General features: G+C 71.5%; 18 protein-coding genes and 1 pseudogene. 10 read left to right on the plus strand and 9 right to left on the minus strand.

From position 1 onward, the window contains the following. Nucleotides 1–118 precede the first annotated feature (118 nt). The 7 genes from JIG36_RS31925 to JIG36_RS31955 all read left to right on the plus strand — a co-directional run bounded on the left by JIG36_RS31925 (nt 119) and on the right by JIG36_RS31955 (nt 11713). Nucleotides 119–1165: a methyltransferase gene (locus tag JIG36_RS31925; protein WP_203380116.1), complete on the plus strand. Its 1047-nt coding sequence runs from the start codon at nt 119–121 to the stop codon at nt 1163–1165. Then, nucleotides 1162–6195 carry a type I polyketide synthase gene (locus JIG36_RS31930; protein ID WP_203380117.1) on the plus strand — a complete coding sequence of 1678 codons (5034 nt, stop codon included), beginning with the start codon at nt 1162–1164 and terminating at the stop codon, nt 6193–6195. Before JIG36_RS31925 ends, JIG36_RS31930 begins: the two co-directional genes overlap by 4 nt. After that, complete coding sequence (locus JIG36_RS31935) at nt 6192–7781, plus strand: (2,3-dihydroxybenzoyl)adenylate synthase (RefSeq protein ID WP_203380118.1); 1590 nt, start codon at nt 6192–6194, stop codon at nt 7779–7781. The genes JIG36_RS31930 and JIG36_RS31935 overlap by 4 nt, the downstream gene beginning before the upstream one ends. 138 nt (nt 7782–7919) lie before the next feature. After that, a complete protein-coding gene (locus JIG36_RS31940) occupies nt 7920–8387 on the plus strand; it encodes an enediyne antibiotic chromoprotein (RefSeq protein WP_203380119.1) in 468 nt (155 codons plus the stop codon). Between the two features lie 104 nt (nt 8388–8491). Further along, nucleotides 8492–9343, plus strand: a complete 852-nt coding sequence (locus JIG36_RS31945; protein ID WP_307872996.1) for an alpha/beta fold hydrolase — start codon at nt 8492–8494, stop codon at nt 9341–9343. 192 nt (nt 9344–9535) lie between these two features. Further along, a complete protein-coding gene (locus tag JIG36_RS31950) occupies nt 9536–10300 on the plus strand; it encodes a hypothetical protein (protein ID WP_203380120.1) in 765 nt (254 codons plus the stop codon). A 207-nt stretch (nt 10301–10507) separates the two neighbouring features. After that, a complete protein-coding gene (locus JIG36_RS31955; RefSeq protein WP_203380121.1) occupies nt 10508–11713 on the plus strand; it encodes a cytochrome P450 in 1206 nt (401 codons plus the stop codon). Nucleotides 11714–11761: 48 nt separating this feature from the next. Here JIG36_RS31955 and JIG36_RS31960 read toward each other — a convergent pair whose 3' ends face one another. Next, nucleotides 11762–12880: a glycoside hydrolase family 113 protein gene (locus JIG36_RS31960; protein ID WP_203380122.1), complete on the minus strand. Its 1119-nt coding sequence runs from the start codon at nt 12878–12880 to the stop codon at nt 11762–11764. A gap of 159 nt (nt 12881–13039) precedes the next feature. Between JIG36_RS31960 and JIG36_RS31965 the strand changes: the two genes are divergently transcribed. Further along, nucleotides 13040–13795 carry an SDR family NAD(P)-dependent oxidoreductase gene (locus tag JIG36_RS31965; RefSeq protein ID WP_203380123.1) on the plus strand — a complete coding sequence of 252 codons (756 nt, stop codon included), beginning with the start codon at nt 13040–13042 and terminating at the stop codon, nt 13793–13795. A 56-nt stretch (nt 13796–13851) separates the two neighbouring features. Here the strand turns inward: JIG36_RS31965 and JIG36_RS31970 are convergent, their stop codons facing one another. Next, complete coding sequence (locus JIG36_RS31970; RefSeq protein WP_236048578.1) at nt 13852–14382, minus strand: DUF1579 family protein; 531 nt, start codon at nt 14380–14382, stop codon at nt 13852–13854. A 224-nt stretch (nt 14383–14606) separates the two neighbouring features. Next, on the minus strand, nt 14607–15431 hold the full coding sequence (locus JIG36_RS31975; protein WP_203380124.1) for an SAM-dependent methyltransferase: 825 nt from the start codon (nt 15429–15431) through the stop codon (nt 14607–14609). 163 nt (nt 15432–15594) lie between these two features. On the opposite strand from JIG36_RS31975, the gene JIG36_RS31980 reads away from it, so the two are divergent. Continuing rightward, nucleotides 15595–16617 (plus strand): RNA polymerase subunit sigma-70, encoded by a 1023-nt coding sequence (locus JIG36_RS31980; RefSeq protein WP_203380125.1) that lies wholly within the window; start codon nt 15595–15597, stop codon nt 16615–16617. Here the strand turns inward: JIG36_RS31980 and JIG36_RS31985 are convergent. After that, nucleotides 16614–17285 (minus strand): O-methyltransferase, encoded by a 672-nt coding sequence (locus JIG36_RS31985; RefSeq protein WP_203380126.1) that lies wholly within the window; start codon nt 17283–17285, stop codon nt 16614–16616. The genes JIG36_RS31980 and JIG36_RS31985 overlap by 4 nt on opposite strands. A gap of 122 nt (nt 17286–17407) precedes the next feature. Between JIG36_RS31985 and ku the strand changes: the two are divergent. Beyond that, nucleotides 17408–18178 (plus strand): annotated as a pseudogene (ku, locus tag JIG36_RS31990) (non-homologous end joining protein Ku); the annotation flags it as partial. 161 nt (nt 18179–18339) lie between these two features. Here the strand turns inward: ku and JIG36_RS31995 are convergent. The 5 genes from JIG36_RS31995 to JIG36_RS32015 form a co-directional block, all read right to left on the minus strand. Next, on the minus strand, nt 18340–18837 hold the full coding sequence (locus JIG36_RS31995) for a copper resistance CopC family protein (RefSeq protein WP_203380128.1): 498 nt from the start codon (nt 18835–18837) through the stop codon (nt 18340–18342). Nucleotides 18838–18839: 2 nt separating this feature from the next. After that, a complete protein-coding gene (locus JIG36_RS32000) occupies nt 18840–19406 on the minus strand; it encodes a hypothetical protein (RefSeq protein ID WP_203380129.1) in 567 nt (188 codons plus the stop codon). A gap of 129 nt (nt 19407–19535) precedes the next feature. Beyond that, nucleotides 19536–20387, minus strand: coding sequence for a carbohydrate ABC transporter permease (locus tag JIG36_RS32005; protein ID WP_203380130.1), 852 nt, complete (start codon nt 20385–20387; stop codon nt 19536–19538). After that, nucleotides 20384–21343, minus strand: a complete 960-nt coding sequence (locus JIG36_RS32010) for a carbohydrate ABC transporter permease (protein ID WP_203380131.1) — start codon at nt 21341–21343, stop codon at nt 20384–20386. The genes JIG36_RS32005 and JIG36_RS32010 overlap by 4 nt, the downstream gene beginning before the upstream one ends. Continuing rightward, nucleotides 21340–22710: an ABC transporter substrate-binding protein gene (locus JIG36_RS32015; RefSeq protein WP_203380132.1), complete on the minus strand. Its 1371-nt coding sequence runs from the start codon at nt 22708–22710 to the stop codon at nt 21340–21342. Before JIG36_RS32015 ends, JIG36_RS32010 begins: the two co-directional genes overlap by 4 nt. Nucleotides 22711–22797: the final 87 nt, after the last annotated feature.

Genomic DNA, 22797 nt, shown 5'->3' on the forward strand with positions numbered 1-22797 from the left:
CACGTGCGCACCCGCGCCTGTGCGCAAGGCGGGTCCGCTCGCATCCCGGAAGGTGAAACGCCCCGGCCGGCCGCCCGACGATCGGTGCAATTGCCCCGGCCACCCGAAGCGGAGAACTATGCCCACCGACCGCCACATCACCCTGCCGGAAGCCGACTACCTGCGGATCCTGGTGCACGGGGCCACCGCGTTCGAACTGGTACGCACCGGTCTCGAACTCGACCTGTTCGAGCACATCGAAGCGGCCGGCGGGCTCGACGTGACCGGTGCCGCCGCCGCGCTGGGCGTGGCCGGACAGCCCGCCCGCGTGCTGCTGCTCGGACTGACCAGCCTGCGCCTGCTGGAGCGGCACGACGGCCGGTACGTGAACACGCCGCTCGTCCGCGAGAAGCTGCTACGGGACTCGCCGCGCTACCTCGGCGCCCTCATCGACGTGCAGGCGCGAGTGATCAACGCGGCCATGCCGGATCTGGCCGAGTCGGTCCGGCGCGACACCAACGTCGGGCTGCGCAGCATCGACGGGCCCGGCGGCACCCTCTACGAGCGGCTGACCGCCCACCCCGAGTTGCAGGAGGTCTTCTACGCCAACATGGGTGACGCCTCCCGCAAGTCGGTCGCGCTGCTGCTCGACGGCTACGACTTCACCGGCGTCCGCAACGTGCTCGATCTCGGCGGCGGCGACGGCGCGAACAGCCGGGCCCTGCTCGCCCGCTACCCGGACCTGACGGCCACGCTGCTCGACCACGAGAAGGTCGTCGGCATCGCCCGCGACCGCACCACCGACCCCGACGTGCGACGACGGATGCGGTTCGTGCCCGGTGAGATGTTCCGCGACCCGATCCCGACCGGCCACGACGCGATCCTGATCTGCCACATCTTCGAGATCTGGGCCCTGTCGCGCAGTGTCGAGCTGCTGCGCCGCTGCCACGCCGCGTTGCCCGAGGGCGGCGCCTGCCTGATCTACAACTTCGTCTCCGACGACGCCGGGACCGGCCCGATGAGCGCGGGCCTGGTCTCGCCCTATTTTCTGACCCTGGCCTCCGGCGAGGGCATGGCCTACAGCGCCGCTGACATGGCCGACGCCCTGACCGAGGCCGGTTTTGCCAAGGTCGAGCGTCACGACCGGCTGGGCTACAGCCACGCCCTGGTGGTGGGCCGCAAATGACCGAACCGATCGCCATCGTGGGCATGGCCTGCCGGTTCGCCGGCGGGATCGATTCGCCCGAGGAGTTCTGGGACCTGCTGCGCTCGGGGCGTGACGTCATCGGCGAGGTGCCGCCGGAGCGCTGGGCCTGGTACGCCGCGCAGAGCCCGGCGTACGCGGCCGCCGTGCGCGACACCCCGGCCGCGGGCGCCTTCCTCGACGACATCGCCGGGTTCGACGCCGAGTTCTTCGACCTCACCCCGCGCGAGGCGGCCCAGATGGATCCGCAGCAGCGCATCGTGCTCGAACTGGCCTGGCAGGCCCTGGAGGACGCCGGTCTGCCGCCACCGGACCTGGCCGGCACCGACACCGGCGTGTTCATGGGCGTCGGCGCCGACGACTACGGGCGCCGGCTGCTCGAGGACCTGCCCGCCATCGAGGCCTGGACCGGCATCGGCGGCGCCTACTGCGCGGTCGCCAACCGGGTCTCGTACCACCTGGACCTGCGCGGCCCCAGCATCGCGGTGGACACCGCCTGCTCGTCCTCGCTGGTCGCCATCCACCTGGCGGCCCAGGCCCTGCGGAGCGGCGAATGCCCGGTCGCGCTGGCCGGTGGTGTCCTCGTGATGGCCGCCCCGGGGCTGTCCCGGGTGCTGCAGGCGGCCGGGGCGACCGCGCCCGACGGCCGCAGCAAGTCCTTCGACGCCGAGGCCGACGGTTACGGCCGAGGTGAGGGTGGCGGGGTCGTCGTGCTCAAGCGGCTGCGTGACGCCGAACGCGACGGCGACCGGATCCTCGCCGTGCTGCGCGGCAGCGCCGTACGCCAGGACGGCCGCACCGAGGGCATCATGGCCCCGAACGGCGACGCCCAGGCCCACCTGTTGCGCCGCGCCTACGCGACGGCCGGGGTCGACCCGGCGACGATCGCCTACGTCGAGGCCCACGGCACCGGCACCCGGGCCGGCGACCCGATGGAGGCCGCGGCCATGTCGGCCGTCTTCGGCGCCGGTCGTGACGGCCCGCCCTGCCTGATCGGGTCGGTGAAGCCGAACATCGGTCACCTCGAGGCGGGCGCGGGCGTGGCCGGGGTGATCAAGGCGGTCCTGGCCATGCGGCACGGCGCGATCCCGCCCAGCCTCAACGTCACCCGGCCCACCCCGGCCGTCGACTGGGCGACGGCCGGCCTGCGGGTCAGTACCGGGCTGACGCCCTGGCCGGACGGGCCGGGCCCGCGCCGCTGCGGTGTCTCCGGCTACGGGTATGGCGGCACCCTCGCCCACGTGATCCTGGAGGCGGCGGCACCGCAACCCGCGCCCGGCCCCGACCCGTCCGGCCCCGACCCGTCCGGCGCCGGGGTCTTCCCCCTGTCGGCGGCCGGACCGGCCGCCCTCACCGCTCTGGCCGGGCGCCTGGCCGACCGCCTCGAGGCCGATCCCACGCTGCGTCCGGCCGACGTCGGGCACACCCTCGGCGTCCGCCGCGCGCATCTGCGCCACCGCGCCGCCGTCGCCGCCGACGACCGGGCCGGTCTGGTCGCCGGGCTGCGGCGGCTCCGGGCGACCGCACCGGCCGGCACCGGCCGCGGCATCGTGTGGGTGTTCTCCGGCCACGGCTCACAGTGGACCGGTATGGCCCGTGATCTGATCGCCGGGCAACCCGCCGCCGCGGCCGTCGCCGACCGTCTCGACCCGGTGTTCCAGCAGGAGCTGGGGGCGTCGCTGCGCACGCTGCTCGCCGAGGACCGGGAGCAGCCGGTCGATCTGGTCCAGCCGATGATCTTCGCCGTCCAGATGGCGCTGGCCGGCGCCTGGGAGTCGGCCGGCGTCCGTCCCGACGCCGTGATCGGCCACTCGGTGGGCGAGATCGCCGCCGCCGTGACCGCCGGCGTCCTCACGCTGGAGGAGGGCGCGGTCCTGGTGTGCCGGCGGTCGGTGTTGCTTCGCCCGGCGATCGGCGCGGGCGCGATGGCGATGGTCAACCTGCCCGGCTCCGAGGTCGAGGCCCGGCTCGGCGGCCGGGACGACGTAGTAGTCGCGATCACCGCTTCGCCGGCCTGGACCGTGGTGTCCGGCGACACCGAAGCCGTCGCCGGGTTGTCCCGGCGGTGGAGCGACGCCGGGGTGGCGGTCCGCGCGATCGACTCGCCGGTCGCGTTCCACAGCCCGCAGATGGATCCGCTGCTCGACGACCTGGTCGCGGCCGCCGCCCGGCTGAACCCGGCGGCGGCCCGCATTCCGGTCTACAGCACCGCGCTGGACGATCCGCGCGGCGACGATCCGCGGGACGGCGCGTACTGGGCCCTGAACCTGCGCGGCCGCGTACACCTCGATCGGGCGGTGGCCGCCGCCGCCGAGGACGGGCACCGGGTGTTCCTCGAGATCTCCCCGCATCCGGTGGTGGCCCACTCGATCAGCGAGACCCTGGCCGAGACCCCGGAGGTGTACGTCGCGGTCTCGCTGCGCCGCCGCAAGCCCGCCCTCCCGCTGCTGCGCGCCGCCCTGGCCGGCCTCTACACGAACGGCGTCCGCATCGACTGGGACGCCTGCTGGCCCGGCGGGCGCCTGGTCGATCTGCCCGGCACGGTGTGGCAGCACCGTCCGCACTGGGCACCGGAACCGCCGGTCCGCCCGGCCGGTCGTCCGCACGATCCGGCCGCGCACACGCTGCTCGGGGAGCACACGACGATCCCCGGCGCGGGCGAGATCGAGGTGTGGTCGACCGAGGTCGATCTGGCCTCCCGCCCCTACCCGGGGCGGCATCCGGTGCGCGGCGTCGAGATCGTGCCCGCCGCCGCACTGCTCCACACGCTGGTGACCGCGGGCGCCGAGGGCCGGCCGTGGCCCGATCTGGCCGACGTGGCACTGCGGGTGCCGGTCAGCCTCACCCACGGCCGCGAGCTGCGGGTCGTCCGGCAGGACGGCACGCTGCGGCTGGCCACCCGCATCGACGGTGACGACACCGGCTGGCTCACCCACACCACGGCTCTGGTGCGGCCCGCGGGCGGCACCGGCGACCAGCTCGTCGTCACCGGGCCGGCCATCGCGCTCGATCCGGGTCACGTGGTCAAGCGGCTGGCCGAGCTCGACGTGACGGCAATGGGTTTCGAGTGGACGGTGCAGACCCTCGCCGGCGCCCCCGGCCTGCTCGACGCCGTCGTGACCACCGGCGATCCGGGCTGGGCGCCGCTGCTCGACGCCGTGCTCTCGACCGCATCGGTGATCTTCGACGGTCCTCCGGTGCTGCGGATGCCCGCCCGGCTGGGCCGGCTCACCCTGGCCCCCGTCGCGCCCCGCGAGGCCCGTGTCGTCGTGCGGCGCACGGGCCCGGAGACCGTCGAGGCCGAGGTGGCCGACGCGTCCGGGGCCGTCGTGGCCCGGCTGCACGACCTGCGGTACGGCCGGCTGGACAGCGACCCGGACGCACCGGGCGGTGGCCGCGACCTGCACGTGGCCGCCTGGATCCCGCTGCCGGTCACGCCCCCGGCCGGCCCGGGCACGCCGGTCGAGCTGGTCGGGCCCCCGTCGGTGCTGAGGGATGCGCTGCGCGGGCTTCGCTCGTCCACGCCGGGCCACGTCGTCGTCGTGCCGCCCGACGATCCGCACGAGGCGGCCTGGCTGCTGGCCGAGACCGCGCAACGGCTCGTCGCCGAGCCGGAATCACGCCTCTGGTGCGTGACCCGGGGTGTCCGGGACGGCGCCCTGGCCCATTCCACCCTGTGGGGGCTCGGCCGGGTGATCGGGGGCGAGCAGCCGGACATGTGGGGCGGCGTGATCGACATCGCCGACGACGCCGACCTCGCCGCGATCCCCGCGGTGCTCGACAGTGTCCGCGGTGAGGACGTCGTCGCCATCCGCGGCGGCCGTCCCGCGGTGGCCCGGTTGCGTGCCCCCGACGACGTGCCGCGGCGCCCGGCCGTGCCGATCCAGCCCGACGGCACGTACCTGATCACCGGCGGTCTGGGCGCGCTCGGCCGGGCCACCGCGCTCCGGCTCGCCGGCCGGGGCGCGCGCCGGCTCGTGCTGGCCGGACGGCACGGGTTGCCGCCGCGTGGCCGCTGGGACGACGTGAGCGACCCGGGTCTGCGCGAGCGGATCGAGACGGTCCGCTCGCTCGAAGCGCTCGGTGCGCACGTCGTCGTGGTGGAGGTCGACGTGGCCGACCGGGCCGCGGCCGCCCGGGCGCTGTCGGCCGAAGCGCTCGGGCTGCCCCCGATCCGGGGCGTCGTGCACGCGGCGGGCGCGCTGGACAACCGCATGCTGCGCGATCTCGACGAGGAGTCGTTGCGGGCGGTGCTGCGTCCCAAGGCCGACGGCGCGCGGGTGCTGCACGAGCTCTTCCCGCCCGGCACGACCGCGTTCTTCGTGCTGTTCTCATCGGCCGGCCCGCTGCTCGGGCTGCCCGGTCAGGCCGCGTACGCCGCCGCCAACTCCTATCTCGACACCCTGGCCACGCACCGGCGTGAGCGCGGTGACCGGGGCGCGCTCAGCATCGCCTGGACCTCGTGGCGGGGGCTGGGCATGTCCACCTCGTCGGAGGTGACCGACCTCGAACTGGCCGCCCGGGGCGCCGGGGACATCGGCGCCGACGAGGCGTTCGCCGCCTGGGAACGGCTCGACCGGCTCGACACCGAATTCGCCGTGGTGCTGCCGATCCGGGGCCCGTCCCGGGTGCCCCTGCTGAGCGAGCTGACCCCGCCGGCGGCCGGCCCACTCGACGCGACCGGGGCGCCCGCGCCGTGGGCGGCGACGACCGGGGACGAGCGGCGGGCCGTGCTGACCACGGTGGTGGCCGAGCGGGTGGCCGCCGAGACCGGGCTGGCGGCGTCCGACGTGGACGTCCGTCGCCCGCTGGCCGAGATGGGCCTGGACTCGCTGATGACCACCCGCATCCGGCTGCGCCTGGAACAGGAGGTGGGCGTGACCCTGCCCGCCACGCTGCTCTGGGACCGGCCCACGGTGGCGCGGATCGCCGCCTACGCCGCCGACCTGCTCGACGAGGCCACCAGAACCGCCGAAGCCGCCGACCCGCTCGATGAACAGGGGCAGCCATGACCACACCCTGGCCCGACGACACCGCCCGCGCCTACCGCGCCGCCGGGCTGTGGACCGGTGAGGCGATCGCGTCCGGGCTGCCCCGATGGGCCGAGCTGCGCGGCGACCGGGTGGCGGTGACCGACGAGGAGACCACCCTCACCTACGGCGAGCTGGCCGGGCGGGCCGACCGGCTGGCAACCGGGCTGCGCGGGCTGGGCCTGCGGCGCGGCGATGCGGTCCTGCTGCAGCTGCCCAACACGGTCGCCTTTGTCGAGGTGCTGCTGGCCTGTTTGCGGATCGGGGTGGCGCCGGTCCTGATGCTGCCCGCCCACCGGGACCACGAGATGGGCGCGATCGGCGCGCACGTCGGTGTCCGGGCGGTGATCGTGCCGGACGAGTGGCGCGGTTACGACCACGAGGCGCTGGCCCATCGGGTGCGGCCCGAGGGCGCTTCGGTGATCGTCGCGGGCCGGCCCCACCGGGCCGGCAGCGTCGCGCTCGACGACCTGGCCGCCGGTCCGGCGGCGCCGATCGAGGATCCGCCGACCGGCTCGGACGTGGCGGTCTATCTGCTCTCCGGCGGCACCACCGCGGTGCCCAAGGTGATCGCCCGCACCCACGACGACTACGGCTACAACGTGCGGCGCGCGGTGGCGGCCTGCGGCTACACGAGTGGGACGGTCTATCTGGCGGCCCTGCCCGCCGGGCACAACTTCCCCCTGGCCAACCCGGGGATCCTCGGCACGCTGCGGGCCGGCGGACGGGTGGTGATGCGCTCGTCACCCCGTCCGGACGTGTTCTTCGCCGCGGTCGAACGCGAGCGGGTGACCGACACCGCGGCGGTTCCGGCGGTGGCGGTGCGCTGGGCCGAGGCCGCGTCGGAGAGTCCGTACGACCTCAGCAGTCTGCGGACCGTGCAGGTGGGCGGCTCGATGCTGGCGCCCGAGGTGATCGCGGCCATCGGCCCGGCCCTGGGGTGTGCCGTGCAGCAGGTCTACGGGATGGCTGAGGGCCTGGTCTGCCTCACCCGGGCCGACGACTCGCCGGCCGTGCGCACCGGCACGCAGGGGCGGCCGATCAGCCCGTACGACGAATTGCGGGTCATCGGCCGGGACGGGCGGCCGGTGGCCCCGGGCGAGGAGGGCGAACTGCTGGTCCGGGGTCCCTACACACCGCGCGGCTACTTCCGGGCCCCGGAGCAGAACGCCGTCTCGTTCACCGCGGACGGCTGGTTCCGTTCCGGCGACGTGGTGCGGATCGTGGACGGGTCGGTGGTCGTCTGCGGCCGGGTCAAGGACCTGATCAACCGGTCCGGCGAGAAGATCGCGGCCGGCGAGATCGAGTCGCTCGTGCAGGAGCTGCCGGCGGTCGCCGAGGCCGCCGTGGTGGCGGTGCCCGACCCGGTGGTCGGTGAGCGGGTGTGCGCGGTGGTCCGGCTGCGGCCCGGTCACCGGCTCGATCTGGACGAGATCCGGGTCCATCTCGGTCAGCGCGGGGTGGCCTCCTTCAAGGCGCCGGAGCGGCTGGTGGTCGTCGACGACCTGCCCCGTACGCCGGTCGGCAAGCCGGACAAGGCGGCGATTCGTGCCCTGGTGGGCGGCTGATTCCGAAATTTCTTCCGCCGCAGCGATGAGTTCCGCGGGCACGCATCGTCTCAACAGATAGAACCGGATGGGCCAACCGGTTTTCTTCGCGCTCCGGACGCATCGACTGACCCCCTCGCACCGCGAATTGGAGTACGCATGTCCGTGCACATGAACAAGCGCCGGATCCTCGTCGGCGCCGGTGGCGCGCTCGCCACGGCGGCCGCCCTCACGCTGGCACTGCAGGCCCCGGGCGCCGCCGCCGAGGAGCCCGCCTCGGAGAAGGTCCAGGCCGCCAGCATGACCGCCTCGCCGTCGACCGGCCTGCGCGACGGCCAGACCATCTCGATCACGGCCGCCGGCCTGCAGGTCGGCACGACCTACACGCTGGGCGAGTGCGGTCTGGTCGGCGAGGTGTTCTCCTGTAACGGCGCCGATCTGGTGACCGTCCGGCCGGATGCCGACGGCAACGCCCGGGCGAACCTGACCGTCCGCATCAAGTTCCAGGGCAGTGTCGGCCCGGACGGCACCCCCGGCCCGTCCGTCGACTGCACGGTCGTCGAGTGCGGTCTCGGCATGTTCAACGAGAACGGCGACAACGCCGGCGCCGCCATCAGCTTCGCCTGATCCCCCGGGCGCGCGGGGCCGCCTGATGCCTCGCGGGAAGATGCCACGGTAGGTATTAATGCCTACCGTGGCATCACCATTCCCTCATTTTCCGGAGGCATTCTGTGCCGATCGAACAATCGTCGCGAGCCCGCACCGGCCGATTGAGCCTGCCCGATGCGAGCCTCTATTACGAGGTTCGCGGAAGCGGTCCCGCACTGCTGCTGATCGCCACCGGAAACGGTGACGCCACCCCGTACGGACCGATGGCCGACGCTTTGGCCGAGACCCGCACGGTGATCTCCTACGACCGCCGCGGCTTCTCGCGCAGCACCCGGTTCACCGACGGGCCGGACGACGGCCGGGTCGCCGAGGACGCGAGCGACGCCCGGCACCTGATCGACCATCTGGCCGGCGGCCGGGCCGACGTCTTCGGGTCCTGCTCCGGCGGCGTGGTCGCGCTCCAGCTCCTGCAGCAGCACCCGGACCGGGTCCGGCGGATCGTCGTGCACGAGCCGCCACTGGCGTCGGTGCTGCCGGACGCGGAGCACTGGATCGGCTTCTACGACGACCTCTACACGACCTATCGCCGGCACGGTCTGACCGAGGCCAAGGCGGTGTTTCGCGAGCATGTGGGGTTGGGCGGCGAGACCCGCCCACCGGCCGGGTCCGAGTTGCCGCCGGCCGAGCTGGAGCGGCTGCTGACCCGCCTGCGCCGCAACACGGTCTATTGGTTCGAGCACGAGGTCCGCTCGTGGCCGCGGCACCGGCTCGACCTCGACGCCCTGCGAGCCGTCGCCGACCGGCTGGTCCCGGCGGGCAGCGACACCGGGCGCCAGGAGTTCGCCTACCGGCCGATCCGGGCCCTGGCCGAGCAGCTCGACCGGCCCCTGACGCACCTGCCGGGCGGGCACGCCGGCCCCGTCACCCATCCGTCCGGCTTCGCCGACGATCTGCTCCGCCTGTTCGCCGGATAAACAATCACGTTTATTCATTGAATAATGCCGGTAAATGTGCGCGCATCCTGGAAGGCGACCGGCCGCGGAATTCTCCGCATACTTGGAACAGGTGATCGATCAGGCGGGAGGGCCCGGTCACCGAATCCATTCGGCGCCTTTGTCGCCGTAACCCCCGAATGCCCTCGTGACGAGGGCGATGTGGAGACAAGAATGCGCAAACGATCCAAGGTCACGGCGTTCGTAGCGGTTACCGCCGCCGCGATCGCCGCGCTCTTCATCGCGTCGAGCACGACCGGCGCGGTGGCGAGCTCGCAGGTTGCCCCGGCCCCGCAGCTCAACGCCGACCAGCTCAAGTCGGTGCTCATCCCGGCGGCCAAGCAGCCGGCGACGTCGTCCATCACCAAGCAGTTCACCCTGGCCGAGGCCATGGCGGCCAAGCAGTTCGAGGCGGGCCCCGGCCTGACCTCGAGCCCCGCCGGCTGCCTGACCATGACCGACGCCCTGGGCGACCTCTCCAAGATCACCGGTTCGCTGCAGTCGGGCGAGCGGGCGGCCTCGGTCGCTCCGAACAGCCTCCAGCGCTACTTCCTCACCGCCGTGTTCCACATCCCGGGCGGCGCGGACAAGGCCCTCGACAACGTGGCCAAGGTGATCAGCACCTGCACCAAGGGCACGATCAACCTCGACACGGGCAAGGGCGCGGTCAAGGCCGGTTCCATCTCCTACAAGACGCACGCGGCGAAGGCCAACGTGGGCGGCGCCAAGTCCCTCAACACCACCCTGACCACCACCTTCCTCACGCCGGCGACGGGCAAGGGCATCACCGCGAACACGGTGCCGGTCGAGACCCAGTGTGAGGCCGAGGTCGTCGTGGCCGCCGTGGGTGACAACCTGCTGTGGTCGGTCGAGCCGACCGCTTCGCTCTCCACGACCGCGGTGAACACCATGTTCTCCAACCTGCAGGCCATCAGCTGACGGTCTCCTGAGATCCCGGTCCTCCCGGGGCGTGCCCGCGTCCACCCGGACGCGGGCACGTCCGCGTCCGCACGTCCAGAGGCGACAGTGCCGACCGGCCCCAGCAGGCTGAGGACATGCGTTCCGACCCCAAGGCACCGCCGCCACTCCCGCCACCCGGGCCCGGGTGGCGGCGCCGCAGCATCTGACCTTCGTGAAGGAGAGACCATGACCGTCCCCGGCGACGAGCCCCCGGCATACCCGATCGGCCGGGAGTGCCCCTACCGGCCCTCGCACCGCAATACCGCGCTGCGCGAGCGCGGCCCGGTCGCCCCGGTCCGCCTCTATGACGGGCGCGTGGTGTGGCTGGTGACCGGCTATGCCGAATCCCGCGCCCTGCTCGCCGACCGCCGCGTCTCCATCGACCCCCACCACGCCAACTTCCCCGTGCTCAGCGCGGACATGGCCGGGCTGGAGGACACCGGTTACACCGACGTGCTGATCGGCGTCGACCCGCCGGTGCACACCCGGCAGCGGGCCATGCTGATCTCCAGCTTCGCCAAACGCCGGATCGACGAGCTGCGCCCGGCTCTGGAACGTATCGTCGACGACCGGCTCGACGAGATGCTGGCCCGCCCGGACCGCACGGCCGACCTCGTCTCGGCGTTCGCCCTGCCGGTGCCGGCCATGGCGATCTGCATGCTGATGGGTGTGCCCTACGAGGACCGGGAAGCGTTCGAGAAACCGGCCCGGGCGCTGTTCGACCCCGATCCGGAGCGCGCCGAGGCGGCCGTGGCCGCGATGACCGCGTACTTCGGTGACCTGGTCGACCAGAAGACGGCCCGGCCCGGCGAGGGGCTGCTCGACGACCTGATCGCGGATCCGGCGTTCCCCGTCGAGCTCGGCCGCGACGATCTGGTCCAGTACGCGATGCTGATGCTGATCGCCGGGCAGGACACCACCGCCAACGTCATCTCTCTGGGCATGATGGCCCTGCTGCGGCATCCGGCCCAGTTCGCCGCCCTGCGCGACAACCCGGCCCTGGTGCCCGGGGCGGTCGAGGAGATCATGCGGTACGTATCGCTGATCGAGTGCATCTCGCGGGCGGCGCTGGCCGACATCGAGATCGGCGGGCAGCGGATCGCCGCCGGCGACGGCATCCTGATCGGGGCCGGAGCGGCCAACTTCAGCACCGAGCTGCTCGATCGCCCCGAGGAGTTCGACGTGCGGCGCGGAAACCGCCGTCACCTCGGCTTCGGGCACGGCATCCACCAGTGCATCGGGCAGAACCTGGCCCGCCTCGAACTGGAGCTGGCTTTCGGCGGGATCGTCCGGCGCATGCCGGGGCTGCGCCTGGCCGTGCCGGAGAGCGAGGTGCCGACCAGCGTCACCGGCCCGCTGGAACGGGTGGAGTGCCTGCCCGTCACCTGGTGAACGCAGAGCGGCCGGCCCCGGATCGGGGCCGGCCGCCGTGTCTTGAGCCTATTCGTCGTGCGCGGAGGCCCGTCTCGCGTCGGCGTAGTAGTCGGCCAGCGCGTGGAACGACGCCTTGGGTTCCCAGTGGTAGGCCGAGTCCGGGTCGGCGTAGTCGGCGCGGACCGTCCGGGTGATGGCCATGCTCGCCGCGTCGAGGTCGAACCGCGGGTCGGGTGACCACGGGTGGGTCGGGTGGATGAACTCGGCCACGGCCACCCCGTCGATCCCGGCCTGCTCGAAGGTCTCCAGCATGGACAGATGGAAGTCGGCCTGGGCGTCCTCGTCACGGACGACCCCGTCGACCACCACCGGCGCGGCGCCCGTACGGTCCACGATGTCGAACGACATGAAGGCCCGCTCGCCCGCACCGGCCCACGTGGCCGTGCCGAACTCGGCGATCAGCACCGGCTTGCCCCAGGCCCGGTAGCGCTGCAGTTCCCGGCAGCGCTCGGCCATGTCCGCCGGGTACTGCAGGGTGTAGAAATGCATGAGGCCGATGACGTCGGTCATACGCCAGTCGACGTCCTCGAACGGCGCCGCCGCGTAACCGACCTCACCGTCGAACTCCCGGCGTACGGTCTTGACCGCCCGGTCCAGGAAGCTGTTCAGCCGCTGGGCCCCCGCCTCCAGGTCGACCGCCCCGGTCGGGGTCAGCACCCGGTGCTCGGCCGCGGCGAAGATGTTCGCCATCCGCTCGTGGTAACGCTCCCCCGGCACGATGCCGGGCACGAACACCGACGCCACACAGCCGGCGTTCACCGCGATCGCGGCGCCTTCACGGCGCATCCGGCCCGCGAACGCGGCCGCCGCGGCCAGGTGCTCCAGCACCTCGTCCTGCGGCCGGTCGACCAGGCGCGGCTGCAGGCGCACGTGCAGCCCGTGGTCAGCCGCGGCCCGGGCGGTGGCCTCGAGACGGCCCAGGTCGGAGCCGTAGACGGTGATCGAGTTGGCGTGCAGCCGCTCGGCGACGGCTCGGACCTCGCCGGTCATGCGCTCGGTGCTCCACACGGTCCGGGACAGCTCGCCCTGACCGGTGGCGAAATTGGTTCCGGTGTCGTAGGTGACGCCGCGGTACCGAGGTGGCCAGCTCGTGCCGTGCCGCCTGCTGCCGGATTCGCCGGTCATCGTTTCCGCCTCTCGCCTGATGCTGGGACGCACCCGACGCTCGCACCCGGCGGATCGGCCGGGCACCTTTCCCGGTGCTCTGGCCGGGCACTTCTCCGTGCTCCGACCGCGCACACAGTGAGATGCCGGTGATCCCCGGTGGTTGCCAGACTTCTCGGCATGGCGGAATTCGACGGCAGGACCGTCCTGATCACCGGCGGCGGCAGCGGCATCGGCCTGGCCACGGCCCGGACGCTGCTCGGCTCGGGCGCCCGGGTGGCGATCGCGGGACGCGACCCGCGGCGGCTCAGCGAGGCGGCCGACGAACTCGGCGCGGGCGACCGGCTTCTCACCGTCCCGACCGACGTCTCCGACCCGGACGCGGTCACCCGGCTCATGAACGCCGTCCTGACCTGGTCGGGCCTGCTGCACGGGGTGTTCGTCAACGCCGGCGTCGCGGTCTTCGGCCCGGCCTCGTCGGTCAGCGACGACGACTACGACCTGGTGACCAACACCAACGTCCGGGGCGCGTTCCACACCGTGCAACGCGCGCTGCCGCTGCTCTCGGAGGGCGGCTCGATCGTGCTGAACGGCAGCTGGCTGGCGCACCGCGGGCTGGCCGCCACCCCGGTCTACGCGGCCGGCAAGGCCGCCGTCATCAACCTCGCCCGCTCCATGGCGGCCGACCTCGGCCCGCGTGGCATCCGGATCAACGCGGTGAGCCCCGGCTACATCGTGACCGACATGTTCCTCGGGATTGCCAAGAGTTCCGAGGAACAGGAGGCCTGCCGCCGGCAGGTCCCGCTGGGCCGGCTGGGGGCGCCGGAGGACGTGGCACAGGCTGTGTCCTTCCTGCTGTCCCCCCGGTCGTCCTACATCACCGGCCAGGAGATCCTGGTCGACGGTGGACTCATCCCGGCGACGACGCAGGGATGAGGACGCCGGTCACCGGGACGCCCGTGCGGCTGGCGTCCCGGTGACCGGCCGGCGTGTCAGTCGCTGACCTTCTCCAGCTTGGCGTGCATGAACGGCACCCACTGGTCGGGGCCGACCGGGAAGTCGCAGTCGTACTTGATGGTGCCGTCGGCCTGCAGCTCGCGCACGTACTTGGCCGGTCCGACGAGCACCAGCTTGTCGCCGTCGAACTCACCCACGTAGTGGCTCTGCTCGGGGTGGTAGGGGCCGAAGCTGCTGAAGTAGTGCGAGCGGAACTTGCCGCTCTCGGGGTCGTAGTCGAAGAACTCGAAGCCCACGTCGGGCATCTTGCCCATCGGGCCGTCGATGTAGCCCTCCCAGCGGTGCACCAGGAAGAAGCCGCCCTCGAGCCACTCGAACGTCTCGGTGCCACCCATCTGCGCCGGCGGGCCCATCGGGCCTTCCTCGGTCACACCGCTCATCTTCCACGTGCCGACCAGGTAGTCGAGCTGACGCAGCTTCGGATCGGGCTGCGGCGGCATCGGCATGCCCTCCGGCGGAGCCCCGTCGGCGGCCGGGCCGTCGTGCGTGAGAGCTTCTTGCGACATCGGGTCTCCTAGCGTCGTTGATCACTTTGTAGATGCGGCGCCCCTGCCGCCCGCGTCGGGCGGGCGGACGTCCCTCGGGGGAGGACCGGGCGCCGCATTCTGAAAGTTGAGACGACGGGGTGCCGGGCAACTCATCGGTCCCGGCGGAAAAATTTCCTCGAGCCGTACGGGCGGTGCGCCCGACCCGTGTCGCGCACCGCCCGCATCGAGGATGGAAGTGCAGGTCAGAGGTACGGTTTGCGGGCCGCCAGGACGGAGTACCCGATCGCGTCACCCCACGAGAAATAGTCCCGATAGCCGCTCTTGAGCTCGCTCACGGTGTCGGGGCCGAAGCGCGCGACCAGATCGTCAGCGAGCTCGTCGGCCCGGTCGAGGTAACGCAGCCCCATGCCGTAGACCCGAGGACCGCACTGGGTGTGCTCCTCGACGTCGAACCCGGCGGCCCGCAGCGCGGCGATCCACTCCGGCCCGCTCAGCAGCTGCCGCACCTGGAACGTCTTGGCGAACTGGGCCGCCTTGTCCCCGGCGAGCGCCTCGCGGGTGATCTCGCTGATCCCCAGCCGGCCGCCGGGCCGCAGCACCCGCGCCAGCTCGGCCAGCACCGCCGGCAGGTCGGCCGCGTGGCTCAGCGACTCCATGGCGACGACCGCGTCGAAGTGTCCCGTCCCGAAGTCGAGCCAGCCGTAGTCGCCGTGGTGGAAGGCGACCCGGTCCTGCACGCCCTGCCCGTACGCGCGGGCGGTCGCCTCGACGGCCTGGACCGCGCTGATCGTCACACCGTCGACGGCGACGCCGAACTCCTGGGCCAGCTGCACCGCCGGGCCGCCCACGCCGCAGCCGGCGTCCAGCACCCGCTCCCCCGCCCGCAGCCCGAGCGCGTCACCCACCTTCCGGGTGATCCGCTGGGCCGCCTCCACCGCGGGGGTGTCATCGTGATCGTCGAACCAGTACGGAAGATGCTCCTGCCCGTCAATGAAAATCTGCGAAAGTCCGGCGGTCTCGTCGTACATCTTGCCGATCTCGTCAGTGGCCGAGCTGGTGGCATCCATCTCGTCGGCACCATTCCTCTCTGGATCGTCGATCTCCTGCGGGTAACATTCGCAGTCGGTGCTTCGGTGACTCATCCTTGGAATTGCCCTGCCGTTCAACGCCGGTCGGGCGCCCCCGGGTGAGGCGTCGGGCGCCCTCGGGTGAGGCCAGGAAAGGGAGTTCATGTCGGAAGACCACAGCTCGACCGCGATCGCCATCGATGAGTCCGAGTTCACCCAGCTGGCCGAGCGGCACCGCCGCGAACTGCAGGTGCACTGCTACCGGATGCTGGGTTCCTTCGAAGACTCCGAAGACCTCGTCCAGGAGACCTATCTGCGCGCCTGGCGGGCCCGGAGCAGCTTCGAGGGCCGGTCGACCGTCCGCGCGTGGCTCTACCGGATCGCCACCAACGCCTGCCTCGACCACCTGGGCCGCGTCGCCCGCAACCCGATCGCCCGCCGCCAGCCGGCGTTCTCGATGGAGGCGACGCCGTCCGGCTCCGACCAGACCGAGGTGCCCTGGCTGTCGCCGTTCCCCGACAAACTGCTCGACCAGGTGGCGCCGGCCGACGCCGAACCCGACAGCCTGGTCATCGCCCGCGAGACCATCGAGCTCGCGTTCCTGGTCGCCATCCAGCACCTGCCACCGCAGCAGCGCGCCACCCTGATCCTGCGCGACGTGCTGGCCTGGTCGGCCAACGAGACCGCGCTCGCCCTCAACATCAGCGTGGCCTCGGCCAACAGCGCCCTGCAGCGGGCCCGGGCCACCCTCAAGGACAGGTTGCCGGCCGAGCGCGCCGAGTGGGGCCCCTCGACCGATCCCAGTGAGGCCGAGCGTGCCCTGCTGCAGCAGTGTGTGGAGGCGCTCGAGAAGGCCGATCCGAACCGGTTCGCCGAGCTGCTGCGCACCGACGTCCGGGTCACCATGCCGCCGGACGCGCTCTGGATCCTCGGCCGCGACGCCTTCGTGGCCGGGCTGATGGCCCAGTTCGACCCGCAGTCGCCGGCCTATTTCGGCGAGTGGCGGGCCATGCCCACCCGGGCGAACCGGCAGCCGGCCGTGGCGGGTTATGTCCGCCGCCCCGGCGAGGCCGACTTCACGCCGCAGGTGCTCAACGTGTTCCGCCTGGAGCAGGGCATGATCGCCGAGATCACGGCGTTCGGCCCCGAGGTGTTTGCCGACTTCGGCCTTCCCGCCACGCTCTAGAAACGGCGGCGGGCGATGGTGAGTCCGTCGGCGATCGGGAGCATCACGGCGTCGAGGCGGTCGTCGGCGGCCACCTGCCGGTTCACCGCGTCGACCCGTTCGGCGCAGCGTCGCATCAGCATGTCGCCGGCCCCCTGGGGGTCGGCGACATGGCCGTCGAGCAGCACGTTGTCGAGCAGCAGCAGGCCACCCGGGCGCAGCAACGGCACGGCGAGCTCGTAATAGAGCGGGTAGTTCATCTTGTCCGCGTCGACGAACACCAGGTCGACCGGCCCGCTGATCGTGCGCAGGGTGCGGGCGGCCGGCCCGGCCCGGAAATCGATCCGGTCGTCCACACCGGCCCGCTGCCAGTGTTCCTCGGCCAAGGGCCGCCACTCGTCGCTGTTGTCACAGGTGATCACCCGGCCGCCGGGGGCCAGACCCCGCGCCAGGGCCAAGGCCGAGAGCCCGGTGAAGGTGCCGACGTCGATCACCGTACGGGCGTCCAGCAGCCGCGCCAGCAGGGTCAGCAGCCCGGCCTGTTCCAGCGGGATCATCATGCCCGCGGCGTCACCCAGCTCGGCCGTGCGACGGGCCAGGCTCGCCGTGACCGCTTCGGGCGCGGTCGACCCGGCGGCCAGATACGCGCCGAGGGCGGGCGTGATGGTCAGGTGCTTGGGTCCGGTCATGCGGCCGCCTCCGTCGAGAGTCTCCCTCAGCAGTCTGGCGCCCCTCGCAGCCCGGCCCACCTCGCACAATGCTGCGCACACGAGAGGACGAGGGGCCGCCCGCCGGATGCCAGGGTGGAGTCATGCGAGCGATCTGGAAGGGCGCGATCTCCTTCGGCCTGGTGTCGATCACGGTGCGGCTCTATGCGGCCACCGAGGACAAGAGTGTGCGGTTCCATCAGGTGCATCGCGCCGACGGCGGCCGGGTGCGGCACCGCCGGGTCTGCTCGTCCTGCGCCGAAGAGGTGCCGATGGACGACATCGCCAAGGGCTACGACCTGGGTGGCGGCGAGATGATCGTGCTCACCGACGACGACCTGGACGGCCTGCCGCTGGCCGGCTCGCGGATCATCGAGGTGGTCACGTTCGTGCCGCGCGCGGAGGTCGACCCGATCCTCTACAAGCGCACGTATTTCCTCGAGCCCGATCCGATCGCCCTGCGCCCGTACGCGTTGTTGCGTGACGCCCTGCGCAACGGTGACCGGGTCGCCGTGGTCAAGGTGGCGTTGCGCGGCCGCGAGCAACCGGCCGCGCTGCGGGTCCGCGACGGTGTGCTCGTGCTGCACACCATGCTCTGGCCGGACGAGCTGCGTACCCCCGATTTCGGATTCCTCGACACCGACGTGCCGGTGAAGCCGGCTGAGCTGTCCATGGCCGAGTCCCTGATCGACTCGATGAGCGCGTCCTTCGACCCGGCCGAGCTGACCGACGAGTACCGGGTGGCGCTGCGCGAGGTGCTGGAGGCCCGGATCGAGGGCCGTCCCGCCCCGTCCCCGGCCGAGCCGGCCGCCACCAGCGGCGTCGATCTGATGGCGGCCCTGCAAGCATCAGTAGACCGAGCCCGCCGCGCCCGCGAAAGCGACGCGGCCTGAAGCGGGCTCAACACATACAAGCATCAGTAGACCGAGCCCGCCGCGCCCGCGAAAGCGACGCGGCCTGAAGCGGGCTCAACACATACAAGCGTCGGTAGATCGAGCCCGCCGCGCCCGCGAAAGCGACGCGGCCTGAAGCGGGCTCAGCGCAGCCGCGGCCGTCGGAGGATCAGCACGGCCACGATCGTCACCAGCACGAGATCGAGCAGCAGCAGCCCGGCACTCATCGGGTCGCGCTGCAGGTGGGCGTGACCCCCGGCTGCCTCCGTCCCGCCCGCGGCGCCCGCACCGACGGAGAACGCCGAGCTTCCGGTGACGACGGCACCGGCCAGCTCGACGTGATACGTGACCTGATAGAGCCCGTCGGCCCCGGCGTCGACCGACGCGACGATCCGGTCGCCCTGCACCGCCGGGGTTCCGCGCACCACGTCCCGGCCGTCCGGCCCGATCACCTCCAGGTGCACCACGCCAGGCTCGGGCACGTCGCTGAACCGGAGCGCGACCACCTGCGGAGCCGGCCCCGTGGCGCCGTCGCCCGGTTCGACCCCCTCCCACCGCACCTGGTCACCGCCGGCGAGGAAGAGGGCGAGAAGCAGGCTGGCCCCGGCGATCGTCAGGGCCAGCCAGTGTCGAGTCCGCACCTTCAGGCCATCCGCGGGCGGCAGCTGCACACCATCTGGTCCGCCTCGGCCCGGGTCGGGCGCAGGTGCAGCACCATGGCGATCACCATCGGGATGAAGACCACGGTGTTGTAGAACAGGTGCAGCTCGACCCGGGGCAGCACCAACTGGAGAATGCTGGTCGGAACGGCCTGACCGAACAGCGGGTGACCGGTCTGGGCCTGCAGGAGCAGCAGGAAGTGCTCGATGTGGTGCCAGAACTGGATCACCAGCGCGACCGTCCACCAGGTCCGGCTGCGTCCGGTGAAGCCCGGTCGCAGCAGGAAGAGGAAGAACAGCATCACGATGGCGTAGCCGTAGTGCAGCCATTCCGACGAGATCAGGGCCGGGAACGGGACCCCCAGCACGCCCCGGGCCTGCGGGCGGGGCCAGTTCAGCACCCAGATCTGCCAGGCCTGCGTCAGATGCTCGGCCCAGTGCGCCAGCGTCACCAGCATGAACAGGTTGAGCATCAGCCGGTGGTGGCTGCCGTTCACCCCCCACTTGAGCCGCGGCGTGTCGACCGCCTGCACTTGCCGTCGATCGGTCATCGACCCCTCCCCATCAGTTGGCACTAGGTCAGAGCGTGCGCGACCGGCGGGGAGATCTCGTCTTCGTAAATGCGGTGGCCGGCCCGGGGCATCCGGACCGGCCACGTTTTCTCAGAACGGAATGGGCGCTTACTTCACCGAACCGAGCGACAGGCCCTGCACGAGCTTGTCCTGGGCGGCGAAACCCGCGACCAGCACGGGCAGCGAGACCACGAACGCGGCCGCGCAGAGCTGAGCCAGGAACAGGCCCTGGCTGGTGACGAACGAGGTCAGGAACACCGGCGCGGTCTCGGCCACGGTGGCGGTCAGGACCCGGGCGAACAACAGCTCGTTCCAGCTGAAGATGAAGCAGATCAGCGCGGTGGCGGCGATGCCGGGCATGACGACCGGGGCGATGACCGAGCGCAGCGTCTTGGTCAGCCCGGCGCCGTCGACCGACGCCGCCTCGAGCATCTCGACCGGCACCTCGCTCAGGAACGAGCGCATCATCCACACCGCGATCGGCAGGTTCATCGAGGTGTAGAAGATGATCAGCAGCCAGATGTTGTCGAGCAGCCCGGCGTTCTGGGCGAACAGATAGAGCGGCAGCAGACCGGCCACCACCGGCAACATCTTGGTCGACAGGAAGAAGAAGAGCACGTCGCTCCACTTCTTCACGGGCTTGATGCTGAGCGCGTACGCCGCCGGGATGGCCAGCAGCAGCACGATGGCCGTGGACAGGATGCTCGCGGTCAGCGAGTTGAGCAGCGGCGGCCACGGCGACGCGCCCCCGGAGAAGAACTCGCGGTAGCCCTCGAGCGTCAACGGCGCGAAGACGGCCGGCGGGTTCTGTGCCGCGTTGGCCTCGGAGTGGAAGCTGGTCAGGACCATCCACAGCACCGGCAGCACGAACAGGATGCCGATCACCCAGGCCAGCAGCGACAGCCATGCCCCTCCGCGGCCCTCCTTCTTCTTGTTCACCGGAGCAGCGACGGCGGTCATCGGCGACCCTCCTCTTTGAAGAGCGACGAGACCGTACGCAGGGCGAACGTCGCGATGATGATGGTGCCGATCACGACGATGACCGCGGCGGCGGACGCCCGGCCGTAGTCGTGGGCCTGGTAGAAGATCTGGTAGATCGTGTACGGCAGGTTCGCCGTGCCCAGACCACCCGACGTGATCGTGAAGACCGCGTCGAAGTTCTGCACGATGTAGATCGAGCCGAGCAGCGCACCCAGTTCCAGGTACTGCCGCAGGTGCGGCAGCGTCATGCTGCGGAAGATCTGCCAGTTGTTGGCGCCGTCGATGCGGGCCGCCTCGATCACGTCGAGCGGACGGCCCTGCAGCCCGGCCAGCAGGATCAGCATCATGAACGGCGTCCACTGCCAGACCAGCGAGAAGATGACCGCCCAGAGCGGCATGTTGCTGATCCAGTCGGGCTGGGGCGGGTTGTCCGAGCCGAACAGGCCCCAGATCCACGTGAGCGCGCCGTTGAACAGGCCGTACTCGGGGTTGTAGAGGGCGTGCTTCCAGATCAGCGCCGCGGCCACGGGGACGACCAGGAACGGCGCGATCATCATCGTACGGACGGCGCCCCGCCCCCGGAACTTGCGGTCGAGCAGCAGCGCGATGCCCAGGCCGAGGACCAGGCTGATCAGCACCACACCGGCGGTGAGCAGGATCGTGGTCCAGACCGCGTCCCGCATGTTGACGTCGGTGAAGACGCGGGCGAAGTTGTCGAACCCGGCGAAGCCGACCTCGTCGGGGTAGTACGCGTTCCAGTCCATGAACGAGATGACCAGGGTCGCCACGAACGGCAGCTGGGTCACGATGATCATGAAGACGAGCGCGGGCAGCAGCGGCGCCCGGCGGGCCCACGCGGAGGCCCGCTTGGCCACGCCCGGAGTGGGTTTCGGGGCCTCGGTCTGTGTCCCGGCCTCTTCGGCGACTGATGTCATCCCGAACCCTCCTCGCGGGACTGGTAGCGCTCGGCGACGTCCTCGGCGAGGCGCTGGCCCCGGCTGAGTGCGTCGTCGACGCTCATCTGACCGGCGATCGCCGAACTCACGTACTGCGACACCTGGGTGCCGAGGTCGGTGAACTCGGGGATGTCGATGAACTGGATGCCGATCGCGGGCCTCTCCTGCACGCCCGGGTTCCGCGGGTCGGCCGCCTCGATGGCCGCCTTGGTCGGTTCGGCGAACGACGACGCGACCTTCAGGTAGTCCTGGTTCTCATAGGTCGAGGCGCGCTTGCCGGCCGGCACGCTGGACCAGCCGACCTGCTGGCCGACCAGTTCCTCGTACTGCTTGCTGGACGCCCACGAGATGAACTTCCAGGCGTTGTCCTTCTTGTCGCTGGCCTGCTGGATGCTCCACGACCAGGCGTACAGCCAGCCCGAGCTGTCGGTCTTGACGACCGGCGCCGGCGCGTAGCCGATCTTGCCCTTGACCGGCGAGTCGTCCGCCTCGAGGGAACCGGCGGCGCTGGTCGCGTCGTACCACATCGCCACGTTGCCCTGGATGAGGTTGTTCAGGCACTCGGTGAAGCCGGCCTGCGGGGCGCCGTTCTCGCCGTGGGCGCGGACGAGGTCGACATAGAACTTGGTGGCCTCGGTGAACTCGGGGCCGTCGACCTTGGGGGTCCAGTCCTTCTCGAACCAGGTTCCGCCGAACGTGTTGACCACGGTGGTGAGCGGCGCGAAGATCTGGCCCCAGCCGGGCTGCCCGCGCAGGCAGATGCCGCGCATGCCGGGCTGCTTGTTGTCGACCTGGGCGGCGATGTCGGCGACCTGTTGCCAGGTCGGCTTCTCCGGCATCTGCACGTTGTTCGATTCGAGGACGTCCTTGCGGTACATCAGGAACGACGACTCACCGTAGAACGGCTCGCCGTAGAGCTTGCCGTCGTCCGCGGTCAGCGACTGCGTCATCGGCTTGAGGATGTCGTCCTGGTCGAACTGGGTGTCGGCCTGGACGTACTCGTCGAGCGGGGCGATCCACTTCGACTTCGCGTAGATCGGGATCTCGAAGTTGCTCAGCGAGGCCACGTCGTACTGACCGGCCTGACTCGAGAACTCCTGACTGATCTTGTCGCGGACGTCGTTCTCGGGCAGCACCGTGAAGTTCACGTTGATGCCGGTCTGCTTGGTGAAGTTGTCCGCGGTGAGCCGTTGCAGATCGATCATCTGCGGGTTGTTCACCATCAGGACGTTGATGCTGTCGGGCCCTCCACCGCCTGGCCCGCCGCCCCATCCCGCGCACCCGGTGAGGGTGAGCACGACGGCAGCGGCGGCGGCGAGCAGGGCACGTCTGTGCGTGCGTGACATCCGGCCTCCCCGGCGAGGCTTGATCCGTTTCGGCGTCACCTACCCAAAAGTGTGACGCCAGTAACACACCGGGCATCAGTACATGCC

It is taken from the genome of Paractinoplanes ovalisporus, assembly GCF_016834655.1.
In the GTDB taxonomy this organism is placed as follows: domain Bacteria; phylum Actinomycetota; class Actinomycetes; order Mycobacteriales; family Micromonosporaceae; genus Actinoplanes; species Actinoplanes ovalisporus.